Below are 22,088 nucleotides of genomic sequence, written 5' to 3' on the forward strand. Positions count from 1 at the left end.
GCCCTTCCTCAGCGCCGGTCACCCCTTGGATGCACTGGTGCCGAAGCCGCCGCCCTCGAGCTGAACAGGCGTGATTGCCGCCGCAGGTCGGTCTGGCACCACTCCACGCCGGACCGGCCTGCCTTCATCCCCAGGCCTTCTTCGGCCGACCCGGCACCGGAACGCCGCCGGCCGACCCCGCAGCATCACGGGATCGGCTAGCAGGACCCAATGGAATGCTATAACCGGCTCACCGGTGCCGGGCGTCAGCTTCGCCCGCCGGGCCCGAGTGTTGTTGAGCCAGAGGCCCAGCGCGACGACCACTCTGGCCTCCATCTCCCCGCTCCCGTCCGGTCGCTCCACGGCCTCCAGCACCTCCTTGTGCGCCCGGGGCACCCGGACATGGCCCTCACGCCCGACGCACGCCGCCAGCGCCATCAGGCCCTGCTCGAACCGGTCCATCCGGGACACCTTCGGCTTCGCCTCGGCCGCCTCCTTCGCGGCCACCAGCTCGGGGTCGGCCTCGACGCCGATCGCCGTCAGCAGGTCCCACTGGTCCTCCTCCAGGCCAGGCCACCCGGCCCGCTGCGCGAGCACCCACCGACCGAACTGCTCACCCTCGAACACCGTCGACTCCGGCAGGGCGGTCCAATCGACCCGCCCATCGCACTCCAGCCACCACGACCGGGCGACCGCGAAGCTGCGCTGCCAGGTGATCGGCCACACCGGGCACCACCACAGGTCGATCTCCTTCAACGCCCGGCGCCGCTCCGCCGCCAGCGCCCCCGGCTCCCCAGCCGGCACCTGCGCCGCCGCCCGCAGCCCCGAGAGCCAGGTGCCGATGGCGTAGCCACTGACCGGGCCCACGTCGGCACCCCGATGCTGCCCCGTGGCCCGGACGTGCGCGTTGAGACCGGCGAACCACCGAACAGCCGAAGTCCCCTGACAGCCCTACTTCCGAGAGCCCCCCGAGCGGGGCTGGTACTCCAACAGCCCCAAGGCTTCCTTGGCTGTCCGGCTCACATCCTCATCGTCGTGCTGCTCCATGGCTCGGATGAGAGGGAGGGTGTCGGGTTCGTTAGGCCACAGCAGCGCGAGCAGCTTGATCACGTACACCCTGATGTCGGCCGGCTGGTCGCTCGCGGTGTGCTCGCGCACAACGGGCCACGCCACACCCGGGAACCTGGCCGCAAGGACGTGCAGGGCGGTGGTGCGGACGTTCGGTTCGGTGTCGGTGGTGGCGGCGAGGACGGCCTGCTGGGTGTCTTCGTGCTCCGGCCAGTGCCATCCGAGGACGTGCAGGGCGGTGGTGCGGACGTTCGGTTCGGTGTCGGTGGTGGCGGCGAGGACGGTCTGCTGGGTGTCTTCGTGCTCTGGCCAGTGCTCCCCGAGGACGTGCAGGGCGGTGGTGCGGACGTTCGGTTCGGTGTCGGTGGTGGCGGCGAGGACGGCCCGGTGGGTGTCTTCGTGCTCTGGCCAGTGCTCCCCGAGGACGTGCAGGGCGGTGGTGCGGACGTTCGGTTCGGTGTCGGTGGTGGCGGCGAGGACGGTCTGCTGGGTGTCTTCGTGCTCTGGCCAGTGCTCCCCGAGGACGTGCAGGGCGGTGGTGCGGACGTTCGGTTCGGTGTCGGTGGTGGCGGCGAGGACGGCCCGGTGGGTGTCTTCGTGCTCTGGCCAGTGCTCCCCGAGGACGTGCAGGGCGGTGGTGCGGACGTTCGGTTCGGTGTCGGTGGTGGCGGCGAGGACGGTCTGCTGGGTGTCTTCGTGCTCCGGCCAGTACCGCCCGAGGACGTCCAGGGCGGTGGTGCGGACGTTCGGTTCGGTGTCGGTGGTGGCGGCGAGGACGGCCCGGTGGGTGTCTTCGCGCTCCGGCCAGTGCTCCCCGAGGACGTCCAGGGCGGTGGTGCGGACGTTCGGTTCGGTGTCGGTGGTGGCGGCGAGGACGCTCTGGTAGGTGTTCTCATGGTCCGGCCACCGCTCCCCGAGGACGTCCAGGGCGGTGGTGCGGACGTTCGGTTCGGTGTCGGTGGTGGCGGCGAGGACGGCCCGGTGGGCGTCTTCGTGCTCCGGCCAGTACCGCCCGAGGACGTCCAGGGCGTTGGCGCGGATGCCCGGTTGGGTGTCGGTGGTGGCGGCGAGGACGGCCTGCTGGGTGTCTTCGTGCTCCGGCCAGTGCTCCCCGAGGACGTGCAGGGCGGTGGTGCGGACGTTCGGTTCGGTGTCGGTGGTGGCGGCGAGGACGGTCTGCTGGGTGTCTTCGTGCTCTGGCCAGTGCCGTCCGAGGACGTGCAGGGCGTTGGCGCGGACGTTCGGTTGGGTGTCGGTGGTGGCGGCGAGGACGGCCCGGTGGGTGTCTTCGTGCTCTGGCCAGTGCCGTCCGAGGACGTGCAGGGCGTTGGCGCGGACGTTCGGTTCGGTGTCGGTGGTGGCGGCGAGAACGCTCTGGTAGGTGTTCTCATGGTCCGGCCACCGCTCCCCGAGGACCCGCAGCGCGTCGCCGCGGAGAAACGGATCCCAGGGGGTACGTGCCTGGTGTGCTGTTTCGTCCAGGTCGCGGCTCAGGGCCGCAGCGACGTCGCTGCTCTGAATCGCAGTGCCCCGCTGATAGCTGGCGTAGTACCAGCGCAGGTAGCGGTCCCGGCCGCTCCAGAAACGGTCGAAGGTGCCGAGAGCGGGCAGGGCCTCCTCGATGAAGAGGTACACGGACTGGCGCATGGTGGTGGTGAGGGTGTCGATGACGGCGTCGCTCTGCGCGGCCACGGACAGGTGCCGGTCCTTGGCACCCGGGGCGGGGGAGGCACCGATCTCCTTGACCTCGGCCAGGACGCGGATGGCCAGCACCAGCATCGGCACCGACGCATCCCTGGGCTCCCGATGGCGTCGGTGCTGTTGGAGGAGGTGCGCGATGAAGGCCGCCACGTCACGCTGCTTTAGGTTGCCGGCCGTGAGCAGCAGGACCTCGTGCCACGCCGGGTCCTCGGCGTGGCCGGCCAGGAGACCGACCGTCTCGTCGCGTGTCCAGTCCTCCTCGAAGGCGCGGTCCAGGAGGTCGGTGGCGGCGAGGTATTCGAGGAACGTGCGGTGGACGAACCCGTAGATGCCACCGCCGTAGTGCGCGAGCAGGAAGTTGCGGGTGCGCAGCCGTTCGACGACGTGGCGGGCGGCTATGTCGGCGGCGGTGCGGGAGATGTTCTGTTCGGTGAGGTAGGTGCTGATGATGGCGGTCAGTTCGCTGTGCTGGATGAACGTGCCGGCGGGTCGGCCAGCTCCTTCCTGCATGCGGCGGGCGATGCGCTGCAGCACTTTCAGGCGCCGGTCGACGTTGAGCCACTCCAGGGCCTGGGCGGCCTCCCCGGTGACGGACGAGTGCGGGTCGAGGAACTTGGCGTCCTTGTCCCACTGCTCGATGAGGACCTCCACCGCGTGGGCGTAGACCTCACGGCGCTCACGGGGGATGGTCTTGCCGAGCCCCATCGACGCAAGGACGGTCAGCAGCAACGGGTTGCCGGCCAGCTCCGCCACCGCCCGCACCCCCCGCACCGCCCCCAGCAGACGCTGGGTGAGCTGCGAGGAGAGGGAGGGGTTCTCCGGATGCGCTGCGGTGTACCAGCGGCGGATGAACTGCTCGACCTGCCCGCGGTCCAGGTCCTGGAGCATCACCTGGGCGAACCCGGCCGCGGTGAACTCACCCGCCCGGTAGCCGTACTCCCGCGACGTCACCACCACCCGCACGTCCGGGTGGGCCGCGGCGAACGCGGTGATCCGCCGCGCGGTCTCCGCCCGCACGGCCGGGTCGAACACCTCGTCCAGGCCGTCGAAGAACACCACGGCCCGCCCCCGCGCGAGCAGACCCTCCAGGAGCGGCCGCGTCAGGCACATCCGGTCCTGCTGGTCCACCTGCTCCAGGAAGTCCTCGATCGTCCGCTCACGCCACCGCGCCTGCGCGTACTGGCGCAGCTCCACCACCACCGGCACCAACCCGGCAAGCCCGCCCAGCTCGCCCGGCAGCTCCTCCAACGCCCCCGCCAACGCCAACGCCACGTACTTCGCCAGCGTCGACTTCCCCGCACCTGGATCACCCAGCACCACCACCCGCCGACCCCCCTCACCCGCCAGCACCTCCAACACCGGCCGCGCGGGCTGCGCGTGGTAATCCTTCCGCAGGGTGCGGGCCGCTTCGGCCGCCATCCCCGGCGGCAGATCCGCCTCCGCCAGCTCGTTCGCCGCCATCAGCAACCGGCGCACCTCACCCGGAACCTGCGCCACATGCGGACGGCACAACTGCGCCATGAACACCTGCCGCACCTCGATCACCGGCTGCTCACCGGCGCTGCTTGAGGATCCGAGGACGTCGAGGTTCAGCCGCCGGTGGACCTCCTGCACCCGCCGCAGGTAAGCCTCCACGGCCGCCGCCCACTCGGCGGCGCGCACCTGGTCCTGCGCGGCGCCATCGCCCGCGCCGATTGCCCGGGCAGCCTCACGCTCTGCCCGGGCCCCGTCCAGCAGCCGCACCCACCGGGCCCGCTCCGCGCGCAGCCACCTCTCCTCCACCCGGCCATCGGCCGACAGCGACGGCGCCCCGGCCCAGGACGACCACACCGCCACCACCGCCAGCAGCACCTCAGCATCCTGCGGCACCCGCGCCCCGCCCGCACGGCCGGCCGGAGGCACCCATGAGCTGATCCGCTTCCCGGCGAACGTCTCCGTCCCGGCCCGCCCGGTACGCCGTACAGCCTTCTCCAGCTCCAGCTGCCCGTACAACTCCTGCCGGGCCTTGCGAGCCCGCTCCGCCCGCTCCTTCAACTCCAGCAGGCCCAGGTACAGCGCCTGCCGCTTCGGCCCCGACTCCAGCTCGTTGTCCGGCATCGCCCGGCCGCCCTGCCTCTCACCCACCCCGCGTGCGCCCGCCCCGCCCGCGGCAGGCCCGGCGGGCACCCGTGACCCACCACCGCTGACCAGCAGCGTAGCGCCCATCACGCCCGCCCCGCCCGCAACTTGGGACACCCCATACCCCTCGATGTCACATTCGAACCCGACGCCGGGCCCGGCATCCCCACACCAGTGACCACCGAGAGGACACCCACCATGAAGCACAACCTCACCCGCACGCCCGGACCAGCCGCCCCGCCCACCGCATCCAACACGGCAACGACCACCCCGCCTGCCCCCGCCAACGCCTCAATGCTCCGTGAGGCCGGGCGCACCGCCCTGCTGGCCCTGGCAACCCGCGCACCCGCCCCGATCCTGGTCGCCGTCATTGACTGGTGGCTGAAGACCCACTGAAGCCCGGCCCTGATGGGCATGGCCGCCTCGCACCGCGAGCCGACCACACCCATCAGGGGCCAGCCGACACCACCTGCCCGCTCTGCCCGCTATGCCCACTCCACGCCATGCTCGGCGACCTGCGCGAGCTGGCCCTGCGTCAGCTTCGCCCGGCGGGCTTTCTGGTTGTTGAGCCACGCGCCGAGCGCCACGTGCTGCACCACGACCTGGTCCTCGCCGCCGGGGCCGGCCTCCACGCTCTCCAGCACCTCCTTGTGCGCCCGGGGCACTCGCGCATGGCCTTCCCGCTCGACGAACTGGGCGAGCGCGGCCAGGCCCTGAGCGAACCGGTCCGTGCGGGACAGCGCCGGCTTCGCCTCGGCGGCGGCCTTGGCGGCCACCAGCTCGGGGTCGGCCTCGATGCCGATCGCGGACAGCAGGTCCCGCTGGTCCTCCTCCAGACCGGGCCAGCCGGCCCGCTGCGCGAGGACCCACCGGCCGAGCTGCTCACCCTCGAACACGGTCTCCAAGGGCAGGGCGGTCCAGTCGACCTGGCCGTCGGACTCCAGCCACCACGACCTGGCGACCGCGTAGGCGCGCTGCCAGGTGATCGGCTAGGCCGGGCACCACCACGGGTCGATCTCCTCCAACTGCCGCCGCCACTCCGGGTCCAGAGCCCCCTGCTCCTCGGCCGGCACCTGCGCGGCGGCCCGCAGCTCGGACAGCCACGTGCCGATCGCGTACCCGCCGATCGAGGCCCGCGCCGGCGCCGCCAGAGAGCCGCCGTGGTCCTTCGCCCACACCCGCGCCCAGTCCAGCCCGGCCTCGAACCGGGCATCGGAGACGGACCAGATCATCCCGAGCGCGTCCAGCATCGCCACCCGGTATGACGCCAACTCACCGTCCGCATTCTCACTGCGCCGGTCCGACAACCACTTCCCGAGCGGATAATTCCCGGATTCCCCGACAAGCGCCGAATAAGGAACATCAAGGCCGCCGGTCTCCTCGAACCACCGCCTCGCATGACCAATCCCCTCACGCCACAGCTGCGTCTCACCGACCAGCACCCGGGCGACGAACTTCCCCAGCTGCTCTCCCTCGAACTCGGGCTCCAGCGGAAGGGCGGGCCAGTCGACCCGGCCGTCGCACTCCAGCCACCACGCCCTGGCGGCCACGTACGCGCGCTGCCAGGCGGACCGCCAGGTGGTCTTCCCTCGCGCGGCGGTCGCTGGTCTTGTACCACGTCAACAGGCTTTCGAAAGAGGCGACATGCCGATTGAGCGGTCGTGGTGTACCTCACAAGCTGCGAGCTCAGTGAGAGGCCCCCCTTCGCCTCTATCCACCCGAGGCGGGAACCGGCGGCAGGCGGATCGGCCGAACGCCCCGACTCGTACAACCCTTCACTACACCGAGAGGTAAAACCTCGATGATCGAGCGCGTTGCCGAGGAAACCGGCCCCACGGAGGCCGGATCCGGCCTGGAACACGGGCCGGCCACGGACACCGGCGAGCACATCGGCAAGATCTACTCCAGCATCCCCGAACAGGGAAGCATCACGGTCACCGATGAACACATTGCCACGATCTACACCCTCCTGCCGCGCTACCTGCGCGGCAAGGGGGCAACCAGGGAACAGTCCGAGGACGGCACCCAGCACGCCCTCGAGAGGGTACTCACCCGCGCCCAGCGCCCCCCGGCACTTCGTGACCCGGTCGCCTACGCCTACCGCGTCGGCCAGAACTGGCTGTTCACGCAGTGGAACAAAAAGGAGATGGCCAGCGATGAGATCGGCGAGCGGCCCGGCCTGTGGTTCGAGCCGGACACCGACCTCGACCGCTCGCTCCAGTGCGGCCACTTCGTCAACGAGGCCCTCAAGGCCTGCGACACATACCTGAGTCGGCGCCAGAGCGAGGTGTTCCACCTCCTCTTCGAGGCCAAGCTCACGCCCGAGCAGGCAGCAGAGGTCATGGGCCTCTCCCTGGCAACGGTGCAGTCGCACCTCTACCGCGGCACGCACGCACTCGCCCGTAACCGTTCGGAACTGTGGGACCGCCTCCTCCCGTAGGAACCCCACCCCTCGGGGGGTGCGGCGCGCCCGCCCGTTCCGTACCCCCACCCGTCCTGTAGAGCCCGACTAGGAAGCACGGCGCATCCGCCGGCACCGTGCCCCCAGGTCGGGACCCTAGAGCAGGGTCTCGCCACGAAGGAGATCTCATATGCACGACCAGATCAACGGGGCAACCTCCCTGGAGGACGCCCCCGCCCTCACCAAGGAGGAAGAGATGTTCCTCCGAGGACTCGGCCGCATCCTGACGGACAATGCGTCCGCGGCCGTGGAACAGACCATGAACAGCCCGCACTGGCAGGACACGATCGCGCGGATCCGCGCCAGCGTCCCGGCCAACGCCTCCGACGGCAACCCCGCCGTCCGGACCACCACAGCGGCGAACCCCGCCGCCACCCGCTAGGGGCAGAACCATGCCAACCAAATCGATGCTGCCGGCTGCCGCCGTCGTCCTCGGCGCCGTGCTCTCCTGCCTGGGGATGACGACGACGAATACCCCCATCACCCTGATCATGGTGGTCGCGATCTCCACCATCATCGGCAGCAGCGGACGGACTCAGCCCACCCCGTGGACAGTAGACAACCGGGGCCCGAGGCGAATTCACGCACCCTGCGCCGTGGCCTAACCACGCCACGCCCGAAGGCCTGCCGCCCCGCCTTGCCCGGCGGGGCGGCAGGCCCGGCAAACCATGAACACCGGAGAAGAACATGACCAGCACTCCCGACCAGCCGACCTTCAACGTCAGCGCCGGCCCCCAGGCGAACATCACCATCATTGCCCCCCCAGACCCACCACGGCAGTACCGCCAACGCCGCCCACGGCACCCCCGCCAGTACCCCGGCGCCGCCCCCTACTGGCACAGGACCGACGTCATCTGGAGCGCCGCCGCCGCCATCGCCGCTATCGCCAGCGCCATCATCGCGTGGCTCGCCCTGAAGTAGCCCGGCACCAGCCCAGCGCACCCACGGCCACAGGACCACTCTCGACACCTCCAACTGCGCAGCCGGCGGCGGTGAACTCCTCCCGCCGACACCAGCTCTGACGGCGGTCGAGGCATGCTCCCCGTAGGCGGCCACTTACCGCGCAATTTATGGCCACGGGTTTCCCCGCGTACGGCCAAATTTCTCCCCGCTCGCCCCGAGTAGTCCCGCTCGGCGACGCTGGAGCGGGTGAAGAACAGCAGGGAGATCATGGAGATCCTTGAGGCATACGACCTAATTCCTTATTAGCGGGCCAGAGCGGTTGCCACGACCGTGGCCCGCTGGGGTGGTCGTGAGATGGTCGGAGAGACGCCTGCATACGACCCGGCCACCGAGGCCTTCTGTGAGATCGGTGCCGCCCTGGCCCCCGCACGACCATCGCCACAAGGCCGCCCGCCAGCGGCCGGGGCATCGAGCGTACGCATGTCTCTGACCTGGCGTTCGATGCCCTAGTACAGATCTGCGGCGCTTGGTGCCCCGGACCGCCGGCGGGCGGCTGTGATCATTCGTTGGTGATGTTGGCGGTGCGAGCCCGTTCTACGGTGACCTCTCGAAAGGCCCGAGCCTTGAGCTCCGGCACAGATCGAGGCCCGTGGAGCGAGCTGGTGCCACGCAACAACTAGTGCGATGTCGGCCCGAGACGAGGCCTGGAATTAGGGAGCTGAGTGGCCCCACACGTGCTCGCGGATCAGTGCCCGAGCATGCCCTGACCAGGGAGAACAGCATGATCTACTGCGGGATCGACTGGGCCGAACGGACCCACGACGTCGCCCTCGTTGACGACAGCGGCCAGCTGCTGGCCAAGCGCCGCATCACCGACGACGCGACCGGCTACCAGCTCCTGCTCGACCTCCTCGCCGAACACGGCGACACAGCCGAGGAGCCGATCCCGGTCGCCATCGAGACCGGCCGCGGCCTCCTGGTCGCCATCCTGCGCACCGGCCACCGGAAGGTGTTCGCGATCAATCCGATGGCCGCCGCCCGCTACCGCGACCGCCACGGCGTCTCCCGCAAGAAGTCCGACCCCGGCGACGCCCTGGTCCTGGCGAACATCCTGCGCACCGACATGCCCATGCACCGCCCGCTCCCCGCCGACACCGACCTCGCCCGCGCCATCGCGGTGCTGGCCCGAGCCCAGCAGGACGCCACCTGGAACCGCCAGCAGATCTCCAACCAGCTCCGCTCCCTGCTCCGCGAGTACTACCCCGCCGCCCTCGACGCCTTCGGCCCCTGGCAGAACGGCCTCTGCCGCCCCGAGGCCCGCCAACTCCTCAAACTCGCCCCCACCCCGGCCCGCGCGGCACGGCTGACCCGCAGCCAAATCGCCGCTGCCCTCAGACGCGCCGGACGCAGCCGCAAGCTCGACACCGAGACCGACCGCCTGCGCGAGGTCTTTCGCGCCGAGTACGCCCACCAGCCGCAGCTCGTCGAGGACGCCCTCGGCAAGCAGATGCTCGCCCTCCTGCAGCAGCTCGACGCCACCTGCCAGGCCGCCGAGGGACTCGCCCAAGCCGTCGAGGAGCTCTTCCCCCAGCATCCCGACGCGGAGATCCTGCTGTCCTTCCCGGGCCTGGGCACCCAGCTGGCCGCCCGCGTCCTGGCCGAGGTCGGCGACGACCGCACCCGCTTCGCCGACGCCCGCGGCCTCAAGGCCTACGCCGGAGCAGCACCCGTCACCCGCGCCTCCGGCAAGAAGAGCCACATCGGCCGGCGCATCGTCAAGAACGACCGCCTCAACCACGTCGGCTACCTCTGGGCGTTCTCCGCCCTCACCGCCTCACCCGGAGCCGGCGCCCACTACCGCGCCCGCCGCGGACACGGAGACTGGCACGCCGCCGCCCAACGCCACCTCTTCAACCGCCTGCTCGGACAGCTCCACCACTGCCTCCAGCACCACGAACGGTTCGACGAGAACACCGCCTTTCCCGCACCCGTTCTCACCGCAGTCGCGGCTTGACCAGTTGCTTCGCTCACAGCTTCGGCCGGTGACACCCCCGTGAGGCAGACTGCCCGCCATGACAACCGCTGATCACGACATCCCGACCTCCTGGAGCCGCATCGACACCTGGCTCACCGCGCACACCCGACGAGGCCCGGCGAGACCAGCGCCGGATGCCGCCCGCCTGGACGCGTTCGAGGCTGACCTCGGCCTGCCCCTGCCCGCCGACCTTCGGGCCTGGTGGCTGCTGCCCGGTGTCAGCGCGAGCTACTGGATTCCGGAGGCGTTCGCCCCGGTCTCGCTGGACGAGGCCCTGGAGACCCATGGGATCTGGCTACTGGTCGCCGAGCAGGAAGGCGAGTCGTTCGACGAGAACGGCCAGCCCGAGACGCGCTACCTGCGTGAGTTCATGCCGATCGCGTTGAGCCCCGGTGGCGACGGGCTGGTCGTCGACATGCGACCCGGCGACACCCACGGCGCGGTACTCCTCTGGGACCACGAGACCTGGATGCTGGACGTCCCCCAGTGGGCCTCGGTCACCTCGATGCTCCAAGACATCGCCAACGCGCTGGAGACCGGCACGCCCGCGCTGCTGAGCCACGCAGCCCTCGGCGGCTCCCAGGAATCCCGCACTGCCACAGTCGATGATGCACTTGATCTCACCTGGCAACCCGCCAACCCTGGCCGACGATCAACCCGCTCCGCTTGACTCTTAATCGCGTGCGATGTCTCACAGGCAGTTACCGTTCCGCGGCCGAGCTGGCCGGGTGCGACCACCACACGGTGGCGGCCGAGCTGCTCGCCCTCGAACACCGTGTCCAGCGGCAGCTGTTTTGCCCAGTCGACCACGCCGTTGCAGGCCAGCCACCACTGCCGGGCGGTGGCGTAGGCGCGCTGCCAGGTGATCGGCCACACCGGGCACCACCACGGGTCGATCTCCTCCAACGCCCGCCGCCGCTCCGCCGCCAGCGCCCCCGGCTCTCCGGCCGGCACCTGGGCCGCGGCCCGCAGCTCCGAGAGCCACGTCCCGATCGCGTACCCGCCCACCGACGCCCGCGCCGGCGCCGCCCACCCGTCCACACGAGGACGCCACCACCCGATCGGTCGCCCCCCGGTAGTCGCCGGTCCGGGCCCCGGATCCACGACAGCAGCGGCTGGCCCAGCGCCGCCACGCTTCCGCCTGCCAGCCGGCCGGAGCCAGTCACGGCAGCGCGCCCCTCCAACGCGTCCTGCACCGTGCCCGAAGCTACGGGATCAGCCACCGGGATTCGCCTGCTACACAGGCATGCTCGATGCCATAATCCGTGGATCACGAGGTGATCGGTTAACCGATTCCCGAGCGCGTTCCGGGGGGAACTGTGTCGGACGAAGAGCTCCGAGCCGGATCGTCCCAGCCGGTAGAACTCGATCAGCTTCTCCTGCTCAAAGAAGAGATCCGTACCGGCGAGGAGATGCTGCGGATCCGACGGTTCATCAACCTCGCCTTCTGGACGACCGGGGGCATCGGTATCCTCGCGGGCACCGTCGCGCTCTGCCTGGCCATCGCGCTGGCCGGACGCGTCAGCTGGCCGGTGCTGGCACGTCTGGACGGGATCTGTGCAGTGCTGGCCACGGCCGGCGGAGTTTTGAACTGGCGTGTGCGGACTCGGGTCAGGCGTACGGCATTTTCCAGCCGATCAGTGCTGGAAGGCCGCCAGGAACGGGGTCGCGAGGCCCTGCGTCACTTCACCGCGAGCACCTATCCGGAGCTGGAGGTCCGTCATCGCTACTACCGCCAGGATGTCTTCGAGTTCATCAGGCAGTATCAGGCGGAGAGCCTCAAATACCGACGGACCCACAACTGGCTCCAAAGCGTGATCATCATCGGTTCGTTGCTGACCACTACGATCGCCGCCCTCGCCGACGCGCTGCCGGCACACCGGTGGACCACAGTGGCCGTAAGCCTTCTGGTCGGCTTGGCAGCCAGCTTCACCGGATACTTCAAGTTCCGCGAACGCTCCTTCTACCTGCAGCAGACCGCAGACGCCATTGAACAGGAACTCAACGCCGCCACGTTTCGTGTCGGCGACTACGCCGGCCTCGCCAGCGAGGCCGAATCCCTCGCCAGGCTTACCGATCGTGTCGAGGCAATTCGCGGCGAGCAGCGACGTCGCCAACAGCAGCTCGACCAACCCACCGAGAATCACGAGGCAGCAACGGTCAGGTGATCAGCGGTTCGCCGTTCTGCGGGCTGATCGCCCGGTGCGGATCGGCTAGCAGCGCCTGGACGACGACCTCGGCGTTCCACCGGGCGGCGACCACACTCGCCGCCCGTCCGCCCTTCCACCAAAGCCGCTGGCCCTCCCCGCCGGTCCAGCCGACCGACCAGGCCGACCACGCGGGCGGCCGCGCCCCGGCCCACAGCACCCGGCCCACGTACGGCTCCGGCTCCGTCCTGGCCCACACCAGCACCTCGCTACCGGGAACGCGGGCGCTGCTGCAGGCGTGATCGGCGCCGGCGCTCTGCCACAGCAGGGGAGTGGGCACCGCGGGCAGGACAGACAACTGCGCGATCTGCGCAACCAGGGCGGCGACCTCCCACACCCACGCCAGCACCACAGCACCGCGCTGCGCCGCTGGCCAGTCGCAGGGAGCGTCCAGCACAGGACATCGACTTGGTCGCCGATGCGGTCCTCCTCCAGCCGGCGCTCCAGGTCGAACTCGCCCATCGACCGGACGTGGAACGGGCGCGGGTCGGCGCTCTCCTCCACCAACTCCAACGCCAGCGACACCACGTCGTGGTTGATCGCCAGCGCACACCCCACCTCTTGCAGTGCTCCGGCTCCAGCTCCTCCAGCAGCGCCTGCAACTGCCCGGCCAGCGCCAAGGTCTGCGGCCTCAGCTCGGGAAGGGTGACGTTCTCGTAGGCGGGGTAGCCCCACACGCGGGCGAGCGTCCACAACTCCATCAGCTCACCGACCTCGCCCACCCCGTCCGGCCGCTCCGCCAGGCCCACCGCCCGCGCGACCACCGCAACGGCGGCCGCACTGTCCGCGGCGCCGGGACGCCCTGAGAACCGGCGCAGCGCCGCCGCCCGCCCCTTCACCGGTCCCAGAATCACGCCGGCATTGCCGAACGTGCCCACCACGGCCCCACCTCTTCCTCCGCACCGTCCCGACCCGATGCTGACAGAACCCCGCACCCGGCCGGAAACGCTCCGCCAGGATGCCGGAGATCACCGTCCCGCCCCGCTGCGCCCGCGACACGCCATCGCCCGCCCATCTGCACCCGCAGTGGTGAACAGCCTCCTCCAGGCCCGGTGGGCGGCCGTCGGGCCGCGCCGTACGGTGGTCCTGTCCCCCGACTGGTGGCGAAAGAGAACGCGTTGAGCGACACCACCGGGCCGGCCTTCACCGCGGTCGTCCGCGACACCCCCGACGGCTCGGTCCTCGAGCTCGCCGGCGAACTCGACCTCGACAACGTGTCGCGCCTGGGGGCCGCGCTGCACCGCGCCTCGCCCCCAGCCCGGCCCCGCCGACACTGGTCATCGACCTCGCAGACGTCACCTTCTGCGACTCCACCGGACTCAACGCCCTGCTCCAAGCCCGGATCGACGCCCGGCGCCGGAACACCGTCCTCCACCTGGCCCGCCCGACCCGCATCGCGGCCAGGACGCTGGAGATCACCGGCGCCGACCACGTCTTCCCCGTCGACCAGGACGTCCCCGCCCCCGCGCCGCGCACCCCCGCCGACTGATCACCCACAGTGTCCGTAACTGCCGCCGGACCACCGATGTCCAGGAGTGAATCACGCCCGGCCCGGGGCCGGACCGGCGCACAATCGTGCCCCGCTCCGGCCCCGCGCAGGGCAACGACCTCCCGGCTAGGACGGAGCCGCTAGGCCCACTCCATGCCGTGCTCGGCGAGCTGCGCGAGCTGCCCCGGGCAAGTCATGCCGACACGGGATGTGCATGTGAGAGCCGCCGCGAAAGCTCATTCCTCCGTTCGTTCGACCGGTTCGCTGTGCCTCGGCGCAGGCAGTGGTGGTGGCTCTGCCCTGCCCTGCTCCAACCTCTTCAGACGAAGCTCCTCCTTGGCTTTACGTCGGGCTTCCTTGGCTTCCCAGCGGCGCGTGCCATGGACGCGGCGGTCCTTCCACCAAGCCAGGCGATCCTTTGAGTCCTGGGGGAAGACAGCCTGCAGGGCGAACACCGCCAGCAGCGTGGCCACCACCCCGACCACCATCAGCCACGGTGAACCCGTCACCGTGCTCAAGACCGGCCCGACGAGCACCGTGGCGATTCCTGCTCCAGGACGCGCCATCAGTTGACACCCCGCACCGCAGATCCGGCGCCGGCCGAGGCCAGATACTCGGTCGGGACGTCCAGCACCCCGATGCGGACCAGCCGGGTCACCTTTGTGCGCAGCCGGTTCAGCTGGGCTCCGACGGCGGCCGCGCTCCTGTTGCCCAGAACCTTCCCGATCTCCTTGTGAGTCAGGTCCTGGGTGTAGATGAGCCCACAGATGCTCTTCTGAACCAGCGTTGCCTCGGCCAACACCTCACGGACCACCGCACGCAAGATCACGGCCTCCAGTCCACTCTGGTCCGCCGAATCATGGATCCGCTCCAGGTGTCGGGCGGATGCAGCTTCGCTCTTCAGCCGCTTACGTCGCCAGCTCCTCAGCACGTTGGGGAAACCGGACGACAGGCACGCTCCCATGAAGTACGTCCGAAGGCTCGCACCCTTGGCGGGATCCCAAGCATTCAGACCCAGGGCTTCCTCCCCGAACCACCACGCGTCCACCGCGATGACGGTCTCTAGAGCGAGCTGGTCGCGCAGGTCCCGGTCCCGCTCCAGCATCTTGAGCTCGTTGGCCCAGATTCCCGCGCGGCTGCTGGCCGCAATGGATCCATTCCGCATCATCCCCGTCAGAGCCCTGACTGCGTACGTCCAGAGCTGCTCCCGAGCCAGTTCGAACCGGACACCGGAGTAGCCGTCGGCTTCCAGCTGCTGGACCAACTCTGCATCACCGCCGAGACCCTGTACGAGCTCTCGCTGCGGTGCCTCACCAGCAATGATCATGTGTGTCATTTAGGGCAAACCTAACCTCGTACTAGATGGTCCTACCGTGCGTTGCTACGTCGGGAATTAAGTCGGACCCTACGAAGTGAGCAAATTTTGTTCGGAAAAAGATGGAGAGCGCTCTGACCTGCGGAAATTCGGTAGCTGGTAACGAGACCCAACTTTGACTCGGAAGGCCCTCCACGTGGGGTCGCCCCCGGCGACGACGCGGGCCACGCGTCGTTCTGCTGCGTGCGCACCGATCGGCGCGGGCGACCCAAGGGGTGGGCTGTCAGCCTCGCCGGCGGTACGGTGCGGGGCATGACTGAGCAGTGGACGTCCGCCTTGTCGTTCTCGACCTTCTCGCCGCTCAACCCCGACGGCTCGCTCCCGGAACCCACCGATCCCCGTGAAGACGTTGCTGAGGTCGCGAGGGCCTGGCAGCAGCGCAGCGCACGGGGCAGCCAGGTGGGGTTCAGTTCCTTCGACGGCCTGCGCGCGGCAGGTGCGGCGGATCCCGTCGACGCCGTGAACCGCGTGGTCGAGCTACATGGCCTGATGGGCAGCATCGGGGAGCAGCTGGCGCTGGCGTACGCGGCAGAGCAGGACGCCCAGCGCTGGTTGGCCCGCCCGATTGTGGGAGACGCCAATGATCCGTTGCGGCTTCGGACGGGTCAGGAGCATCATCGGATGGCTGCCCGCGGGCTGTGCGAGGCCAGCGCGCACTTCTCTCTCGCAGCCGCCCACGCTCTGGCCAACACGGTGCTCCGGGTGCTGCTCCTCGATGCGGTGGCAGCGGATGTGATCAACAGCTCGCCGTTCGGCAAGAAGGGCAATGGCTTCCCACCGGGAGAAGACCAGAACAAGCAGGCGTGGCTCACCTTCGCCCCGCCAGGCAAGTTCTGGTCCGAGACGCTGGTAGCGGCAGCCGCCCCGGCCGCGCAGATGACCGCCCTCGTGGAGCGCCTGACTCATCTCCAGGCCGACCCGCGCTTCGACGCCCTGGACCAGCGCCGTGGCGGGTACTACCACCGCCACCGTCCTCAGTCCATCACCCACGCCTCGCCCCGCAAGGGGATCGCTTCCTCGACGGGCGACGTGGTGAGCATCGACCTTGTCGGGGCTGGCGACCACGCCGTGAACGACGACGCGGTGAACGACGAGAAGCAGTTGCACCGCGTCGTCGCCGATGCACTCACCATGTTGACCGACACTATGAGGGAGATGGACCCGCTGATCGCTGACGCTGCTCGTTCCTGCCATGTCGAGTGGTGAAGCACCAGATCATCCACCCAGGGACACGTGGCGAAGGTCTTGCGTATGCCAGCGCCGAGAACCGGACCCAGTGCTCTGGGCCGACGTCCTGCGCGCAGCGGTCCTCCCGCTGTACCCGGCCGTCGGCCCTGCCCTGGCCGCCCTCAACGACGCGGCCGCCGGCACCGTCCTGTTGGAGCCGATGACGGATACTCCTGGCACTGATCGGTGCCTCAGAAAACCGGCTTGCATGCGGTGGACCGGGAAAATCCGTCGTAGTGCGAGGGTGGACCGCCTACGCTGGGCGGCGTGTCTGCACCGAAACTTCACCACTATGTGCCGCAGAGCTACCTAGCACGATTCGGACAAGGCGTCATGGTCAGGGTGAAGCGCCGGTGCCCGCCGAAGGCGCACCTCGCCAACGTCAAGAACATCGCGGCCGAGACCGGCTTCTACACCATCACCGACGAGAACGGCGCGCCCTCCACGGTCATCGAGGACGAGCTCAGCCGTCTGGAAGGGCAGGGCATCGACGTCCTGCGCCGAATAGACGAGACGGGAATGCCTCCGGTTATCGGTACCGACGACCGCGAGTTGCTCTGCCTGTACCTGGCTGTGCAGATGGCCCGGACTCCACGGAAGCGCACAGGCCCGCTCTTTGGGCGCAACGTCACTGCCTATGCGAGTGGGCGGGAGATCGACCTCGCGCTGATCACCGAGTACCTCACACGCAAGCATCTCGGTCACCCGCCTCGGCCCGCCGAAGCTCAAGGAGCCTGGGACTACTACCACGGGATGCGAGCGATGAACGCGGGCAACGACCCCACGCACGATGAGGCGGTCGTGGATACGCTCAGCTCTGTTGAGGTGTGCGTTCCGCACTTCCGTGCTCGGCACTGGCGGCTCGAGACCAGCCGCAAGCCGATCTTCCTCACCTCCGACGCACCCCTCGTACTCTGGCGCCCGGAAACTCCGAGCGACGCCTACCGCGGGTTCGGCCTGGAAGGCGCTCATGAAATCAGGTTCCCGGTCAGCCCCACCGCCCAGTTGGTGCTCGTTCCCGGCCGCCCTGGAGCGTCCACAGAGGAAGTCAAGCTCAACCGAGTAATCAGCTGCAACCAGGACCTCGCAGACAGCTGCGAACAGGTCGTTGTCGGACACCCAGACCGTCACGCCGCGCTCGATAGAGTCCAGCTGAGCAAACGCGGACCCACCTTGCGCTTCAACACGGCCCCCGGCATCCAGAAGAACCCAGACGGCACGGAAGCACCGATGGGCGACATCCTGCACATGTACACGACCCGCCGCTGAGACGACAACAAGCAGGGCCTCCAGCACATGATGGAGGCCCTGCGTCCCTAGCAGGATCTAGGGGGTCCGTCTCGGAGCTGCTGGCGGGCCGTCCGTACTACGCCTCTGCCCCGGCTGCCGAAGCTCGGTAGCGCTCCACCAGAGCTTCCATGCCGGCCAGCCCGGCGTCCAGGCCGAGTTGCCGGAGCCAGTCGTGGACCTGCTCCTGCCGTTCCTGTTCGACGCGCAGGTCGAGCGCCGGATTGGCCCGGAAGGTGCCCCCGCTCGATCTGCCGCTGCCCGGGATCTGTTGCAGCCCTTCGGGATCTAGGAGGTCCGCGACCGCACCATCTGCGACGAGGTGGAGTTCGCGGGGTTGGGCCACCAGGGCGGTGTCGATGTCCGCGAGGCGGGCCAGCTCCGTGGTCACGGAGTCGTCGACGAAGATCTTCAAAATGCCGTCCAACAGGTCCGCCAGATCCGGGACCGGGTACTGGTACGCCCACTGCAGATGCCCGAGGTTCTCGGCGTACCGTCGGATCCGGGCCAGGATGTCGATGGAAACGGTAGCCACCGACGCGGTGGCGGTAGGGCCGTAGACCTCGGGGAGCTGGACTGTCACGACTGCCTCGAGCGGGTGCTTCACCGGGCTGTCGGAGTTCGCCTGCCACACCAGCCGTGCGGTACGCGCCCGGTTGTGTCCCAGCTGGCGGAAGCCGGTGTAGCTGTTGAAGGCACCATGCCCCACATTCAGTAGCACGTGGGGCAGAGGCGAGCCGTTCAGCGCATTCGCGAGGGCGGTGACGGACCGTTCCGACAGCGGCCGCCAAGTGCCAGCCTCTCCCATCGGGAGGTTGACGCCGGTGCGTAGCACGAAGTCCTCCGTGGCATTGCCCTCGGTGTCGGTGTCCAGTCGCGGGTTCATCAGGTGCTGCCCCAGGGCGTGCGCCCCGCCGGCCGGCTCTTCGCGGACCAGTTGCAGCAGCCGGGCCCGGTCCGCGGTGGAGTTCTGTCCGCTCAACCGGATCGGCGCCTTGAGGTCGATCAGCACCGGGCGTGGGGCGACGGTGTGGTCTACCCGGACCACCACCACGCTGTTCCCGGAGCCGTCGTTCAGCGGGACCGGGATGAAGGTCGGCTCCCACGGTGGGTCGAGTCTCGAATGGCAGGCAGAAGCGATCTTGTCGATGGTGTCTTGGGCGTCGACGCCGACGACGCGCTCGGCGCCGTCCTCGACTTTGTCGAGCACACCGACCAGGATCAGGCCGCCGTAGGAGTTCGCCATCGCCGCGATGGTCTTCACCAAGCTGGAGGAGAACTCGCGCTTGAACTCCAGCGTCAGGCTCTCCACCTGCTCCGGCCGTCCGGCGAAGGCGCGGATGCGCTCGATCGTCAGGTCCGTCGCCGCCGCGGCGAACAAGGAGGTAGTCATCTGCACATACTTCACCAAAAGCCGCGCGAGCACACCGAGTTACCGACATGCGCTGGCCCGCTCCTGACCACAGGCTGCGCAGATTCCCACAGGTGACAGGCCCAGCGTGTGACCGCTGCCCCCGGCCGGCCGCAGCCGGTGCCGACCCCACTCGGGGCTGGCACCTCTCGGCGAAGCGCTCCTTGCAGTAGCGGGCCAAGGAGCCGCTGCGGAGCATGCCCCGCAAGAGCCGCATCGCCTCCCTGCACAGGTCGTCCACCAGCTGGTCGTAGCCGGGGCCCCGGAACTCCTTCCGCCGCAGCTCCTCCACGCGGACCGCGTCGTTGCGGATCCGCTGGGCCCTCGGGTCGGGCAACCAGGCATCGATGTGATCGTCCATCGTTTCAAGCATAAAAAGTCCCCGATCTGGACCTCGGCGAGGCCCTTGGTGGAGCGCGCGCCCGACGTTAGTTGGAGAACGCTTGTTGAATCTGCTCCTCCGTGTGCACTTGCCTCTCGCGATCGGGCACCGTGAAGGTCAGTTTTTTGAAGATTTTTTGGGCTAAAAAGGAGACGAAGTTGGTGAGACCCGAGAACAACGACGAAGGCTGCCACCGAGCTACCTCGGTGGCAGCCTCCCAACTTCCCCCTCATGCTCCACTGCCCGAGCATCAGGCCGTGCTCGGCGAGAGCCGCGATCTACGCCTCGCTGAGCTCGGCCTGATGCTAAGGCTGGTTGTTGACCCAGCTGCCCAGCTTCACCTCAACCTGCTCGACCTGGTCGACGCCCTCGGAGCCGGCCACCACCGACGCCGAGGACCGATCCACCACGTGCGGCATCGAGTCCGGGAAACCGCACTGGCACTCCTGAGCTGCGCCCGTCAAAGGCGCGGCGCTGTCGTTGCGTCGGGCAGTTCGTCCTGTCACCAGCCCAGCACGCGCGTAGGGTGGAAACCGCTGGCCGGTAGCCGCCGCAGTTGCCGGGGTCGATCGCGCGCAGCCAGGGGCGCCGCAGCCGGCCGAGAGGAACGAATGATCATGGGCATACTGTTTCGCCTACTCGCCCCGAAACCGGTCAAGAAGATCCGGCACGCTGCGCACCCGGTACGCAATGCCAAGCGTGCCGTCACGCCGAAGCCAATTCGGCAGGTCCGACGCGCAGCGCACCCGATCGGCATGGTGGAACGAGGCGTAGAAAACAGCGTCGTGCGGGCCGTACGCGGCAGCGGGAGGACAGCTCCCCGCAGGGCCGGTAGTGGCGGAGCGGTCTACTACGGCACGTGCGGCATCCATCACCGGCGCCCGGACACAGCCGCCAACTGCAAGGATTGCGCGGCGGTCGATGCGGAGCTGGCCGTCCGGGCTGTTGAGGCGGAAGCCGCCCGTGCCGAGGCCGCCCGCATCGAAGCTGAGATCGCCCGAGAGGCAGCCCATGCCGAGGCCACCCGGGAAGCAGCAGCCGAGGCCGCTCGCGTCCGACGCGAGGCCATCCTGGCCGACCACAAGCGAGCCGCCGAAACCAATCGGCAGCAACGAGAGGCAGCCAAGCGGGCTGCACCGGCTGCCGACCCGAACGAGGCCCGCCGCGCGGCCAAGATCGCCGCCGAACTGGCCTTTGAGCAAGCTGAGTTGAGATTCCGGCAGGCAGCCGACCCCGTCGACAGGACCCACTAGGTGACAGGTGTTGCTCCTCTGAGCATCCCCACGCGATTGCTGGCCCGACTCGCCGCAGGGGCGAGCCCGGACCAACCCACCAGCCTGGCCGTGCGGCCCGCTACGCCCACTCCACGCCGTGCTCGGCGAGCTGGGCGAGCTGGCCCGGGGTGAGCTTCGCCCGGCGGGCCTTCTGGTTGTTGAGCCAGGTGCCGAGCGCCACGTGCTGCACCACGACCCGGTCCTCCCCGTTAGGGCCGGCCTCCGCAGTCTCCAGCGGCTGCTTGTGTGGGCGCGGAACCCGCGGGTGGCCGTGCTGCTCGACGAAGGCTGCCAGCGCGGCCACACCCTGAGCGAACCGGTCCGTGCGGGACACCGTCGGCTTCGCCTCTGCGGCTACCAGCTCGGGGTCCTCCTCGATGCCGATCGCGGCCAGGAGGTCCTTCTGATCCTCCTCCAGACCAGGGAAGCCAGCGCGCTGCGCCTGCACCCACCGGCCGAGCTGCTCACCCTCGAACACTGTGGACTCCGGCAGCTGCGCCCAGTCGACCTGGCCGTCGGACTCCAGCCACCACTGTCGGGCGGTGGCGTAGGCGCGCTGCCAGGTGATCGGCCAGGCCGGGCACCACCACGGGTCGATTTTCTCCAGCGCCCGGCGACGCTCCGGCGACAGGGCGCCCTGCTCGCCCGCTGGCACCTGTGCCGCGGCCCGCAGTTCAGACAGCCATGTGCCGATCGCGTATCCGCCGACGGAGGCCCGCGCCGGCGCCGCCAGAGAGCCGCCGTGGTCCTTCGCCCAGACCTGCGCCCAGTCCAGGCCGGCTTCGAAGCGGGCGTCGGAGACGGACCAGATCATCCCGAACCCGTCGAGCTGCGTCACCCGCCATGACGCCAGCTCACCCGCCGCTTTCTCCACCCGCCGGTCAGACAGCCATTTACCCAAGGGGAAGTTCTGGTTTTCTCCGACCAATGCCGAATAGGGCACGTCGAGCCCGCCGGTTTCTTTGAACCAGTGCCGTACGTGGCCGATCGCCTCACGCCACAGCTGCGTCTCGCTCGTCAGCACCCGCGAGGCGATGAACAACGCCAGGACGTCATCACCCGGGTCGTTCTCGAACCGCACCGGCAACGTGAACGCCCCCGCCCCGCCAGTACCCCCACCACCGCCCTCGCCTGGGGCGAAGGCCGCCTCGGCGCTGCGCCCCGTGGTCCG

Annotated in this window: 21 protein-coding genes and 1 pseudogene; 13 read left to right on the forward strand and 9 right to left on the reverse strand. The window is 69.4% G+C overall.

Annotated elements, in window-relative coordinates:
* Nucleotides 1-18: 18 nt before the first annotated feature.
* Both OG823_RS34090 and OG823_RS34095 read right to left on the reverse strand, forming a co-directional pair.
* Entirely contained in the window at nucleotides 19-846 is an 828-nt protein-coding gene (locus OG823_RS34090; protein WP_371476372.1) for a hypothetical protein, read from the reverse strand.
* A gap of 84 nt (nucleotides 847-930) precedes the next feature.
* A complete protein-coding gene (locus OG823_RS34095; protein ID WP_371476371.1) occupies nucleotides 931-4,845 on the reverse strand; it encodes a HEAT repeat domain-containing protein in 3,915 nt (1,304 codons plus the stop codon).
* 219 nt (nucleotides 4,846-5,064) lie between these two features.
* Here OG823_RS34095 and OG823_RS34100 point away from each other — a divergent pair, with 219 nt between their 5' ends.
* Entirely contained in the window at nucleotides 5,065-5,262 is a 198-nt protein-coding gene (locus OG823_RS34100) for a hypothetical protein (protein WP_371476370.1), read from the forward strand.
* An 89-nt stretch (nucleotides 5,263-5,351) separates the two neighbouring features.
* Here OG823_RS34100 and OG823_RS34105 read toward each other — a convergent pair whose 3' ends face one another.
* Nucleotides 5,352-5,762, reverse strand: a complete 411-nt coding sequence (locus OG823_RS34105) for a helicase associated domain-containing protein (protein WP_371484251.1) — start codon at nucleotides 5,760-5,762, stop codon at nucleotides 5,352-5,354.
* A 93-nt stretch (nucleotides 5,763-5,855) separates the two neighbouring features.
* Complete coding sequence (locus OG823_RS34110) at nucleotides 5,856-6,416, reverse strand: helicase associated domain-containing protein (RefSeq protein WP_371476368.1); 561 nt, start codon at nucleotides 6,414-6,416, stop codon at nucleotides 5,856-5,858.
* Between the two features lie 251 nt (nucleotides 6,417-6,667).
* Here OG823_RS34110 and OG823_RS34115 point away from each other — a divergent pair, with 251 nt between their 5' ends.
* From OG823_RS34115 to OG823_RS34145, 7 genes are all read left to right on the forward strand, one after another.
* A complete protein-coding gene (locus OG823_RS34115) occupies nucleotides 6,668-7,306 on the forward strand; it encodes an RNA polymerase sigma factor (RefSeq protein ID WP_371476367.1) in 639 nt (212 codons plus the stop codon).
* A 151-nt stretch (nucleotides 7,307-7,457) separates the two neighbouring features.
* Nucleotides 7,458-7,709: a hypothetical protein gene (locus OG823_RS34120; RefSeq protein ID WP_371476366.1), complete on the forward strand. Its 252-nt coding sequence runs from the start codon at nucleotides 7,458-7,460 to the stop codon at nucleotides 7,707-7,709.
* A gap of 10 nt (nucleotides 7,710-7,719) precedes the next feature.
* The gene (locus OG823_RS34125) at nucleotides 7,720-7,932 is read left to right on the forward strand and encodes a hypothetical protein (protein WP_371476365.1); all 213 of its coding nucleotides are present in this window, start codon (nucleotides 7,720-7,722) and stop codon (nucleotides 7,930-7,932) included.
* A gap of 82 nt (nucleotides 7,933-8,014) precedes the next feature.
* Nucleotides 8,015-8,248 (forward strand): hypothetical protein, encoded by a 234-nt coding sequence (locus tag OG823_RS34130; protein ID WP_371476364.1) that lies wholly within the window; start codon nucleotides 8,015-8,017, stop codon nucleotides 8,246-8,248.
* 763 nt (nucleotides 8,249-9,011) lie between these two features.
* Nucleotides 9,012-10,244 (forward strand): IS110 family transposase, encoded by a 1,233-nt coding sequence (locus tag OG823_RS34135; RefSeq protein ID WP_371484250.1) that lies wholly within the window; start codon nucleotides 9,012-9,014, stop codon nucleotides 10,242-10,244.
* Nucleotides 10,245-10,302: 58 nt separating this feature from the next.
* Nucleotides 10,303-10,935: an SMI1/KNR4 family protein gene (locus OG823_RS34140; RefSeq protein ID WP_371476363.1), complete on the forward strand. Its 633-nt coding sequence runs from the start codon at nucleotides 10,303-10,305 to the stop codon at nucleotides 10,933-10,935.
* Between the two features lie 649 nt (nucleotides 10,936-11,584).
* On the forward strand, nucleotides 11,585-12,433 hold the full coding sequence (locus OG823_RS34145; protein ID WP_371476361.1) for a DUF4231 domain-containing protein: 849 nt from the start codon (nucleotides 11,585-11,587) through the stop codon (nucleotides 12,431-12,433).
* Here OG823_RS34145 and OG823_RS34150 read toward each other — a convergent pair.
* Nucleotides 12,426-12,869: a hypothetical protein gene (locus tag OG823_RS34150; protein WP_371476360.1), complete on the reverse strand. Its 444-nt coding sequence runs from the start codon at nucleotides 12,867-12,869 to the stop codon at nucleotides 12,426-12,428. The genes OG823_RS34145 and OG823_RS34150 overlap by 8 nt on opposite strands.
* 11 nt (nucleotides 12,870-12,880) lie before the next feature.
* Here OG823_RS34150 and OG823_RS34155 point away from each other — a divergent pair, with 11 nt between their 5' ends.
* On the forward strand, nucleotides 12,881-13,132 hold the full coding sequence (locus OG823_RS34155; protein WP_371476358.1) for a hypothetical protein: 252 nt from the start codon (nucleotides 12,881-12,883) through the stop codon (nucleotides 13,130-13,132).
* Between the two features lie 595 nt (nucleotides 13,133-13,727).
* Nucleotides 13,728-13,961: pseudogene (locus OG823_RS34160) on the forward strand (STAS domain-containing protein); the annotation flags it as partial.
* Nucleotides 13,962-14,197: 236 nt separating this feature from the next.
* On the opposite strand, the gene OG823_RS34165 reads toward OG823_RS34160, so the two are convergent.
* Together OG823_RS34165 and OG823_RS34170 are read right to left on the reverse strand one after the other, a co-directional pair.
* Complete coding sequence (locus tag OG823_RS34165; protein WP_371476357.1) at nucleotides 14,198-14,527, reverse strand: hypothetical protein; 330 nt, start codon at nucleotides 14,525-14,527, stop codon at nucleotides 14,198-14,200.
* A complete protein-coding gene (locus OG823_RS34170; RefSeq protein WP_371476355.1) occupies nucleotides 14,527-15,297 on the reverse strand; it encodes an RNA polymerase sigma factor in 771 nt (256 codons plus the stop codon). Before OG823_RS34170 ends, OG823_RS34165 begins: the two co-directional genes overlap by 1 nt.
* A gap of 291 nt (nucleotides 15,298-15,588) precedes the next feature.
* Between OG823_RS34170 and OG823_RS34175 the strand changes: the two genes are divergently transcribed.
* Both OG823_RS34175 and OG823_RS34180 read left to right on the forward strand, forming a co-directional pair.
* Nucleotides 15,589-16,542, forward strand: coding sequence for a hypothetical protein (locus OG823_RS34175; protein WP_371476354.1), 954 nt, complete (start codon nucleotides 15,589-15,591; stop codon nucleotides 16,540-16,542).
* A 288-nt stretch (nucleotides 16,543-16,830) separates the two neighbouring features.
* Nucleotides 16,831-17,832, forward strand: coding sequence for a DUF4238 domain-containing protein (locus tag OG823_RS34180; RefSeq protein ID WP_371476352.1), 1,002 nt, complete (start codon nucleotides 16,831-16,833; stop codon nucleotides 17,830-17,832).
* Nucleotides 17,833-17,929: 97 nt separating this feature from the next.
* Here the strand turns inward: OG823_RS34180 and OG823_RS34185 are convergent, their stop codons facing one another.
* Nucleotides 17,930-19,258 (reverse strand): helix-turn-helix domain-containing protein, encoded by a 1,329-nt coding sequence (locus OG823_RS34185; RefSeq protein ID WP_371476350.1) that lies wholly within the window; start codon nucleotides 19,256-19,258, stop codon nucleotides 17,930-17,932.
* A 1,002-nt stretch (nucleotides 19,259-20,260) separates the two neighbouring features.
* Here OG823_RS34185 and OG823_RS34190 point away from each other — a divergent pair.
* A complete protein-coding gene (locus OG823_RS34190) occupies nucleotides 20,261-20,896 on the forward strand; it encodes a hypothetical protein (RefSeq protein WP_371476349.1) in 636 nt (211 codons plus the stop codon).
* A gap of 100 nt (nucleotides 20,897-20,996) precedes the next feature.
* Here OG823_RS34190 and OG823_RS34195 read toward each other — a convergent pair.
* On the reverse strand, nucleotides 20,997-22,088 hold a 1,092-nt coding region (locus tag OG823_RS34195), incomplete at its 5' end, for a helicase associated domain-containing protein (protein ID WP_371484248.1).

Source organism: Kitasatospora sp. NBC_00315 (assembly GCF_041435095.1).
Lineage (GTDB): Bacteria > Actinomycetota > Actinomycetes > Streptomycetales > Streptomycetaceae > Kitasatospora.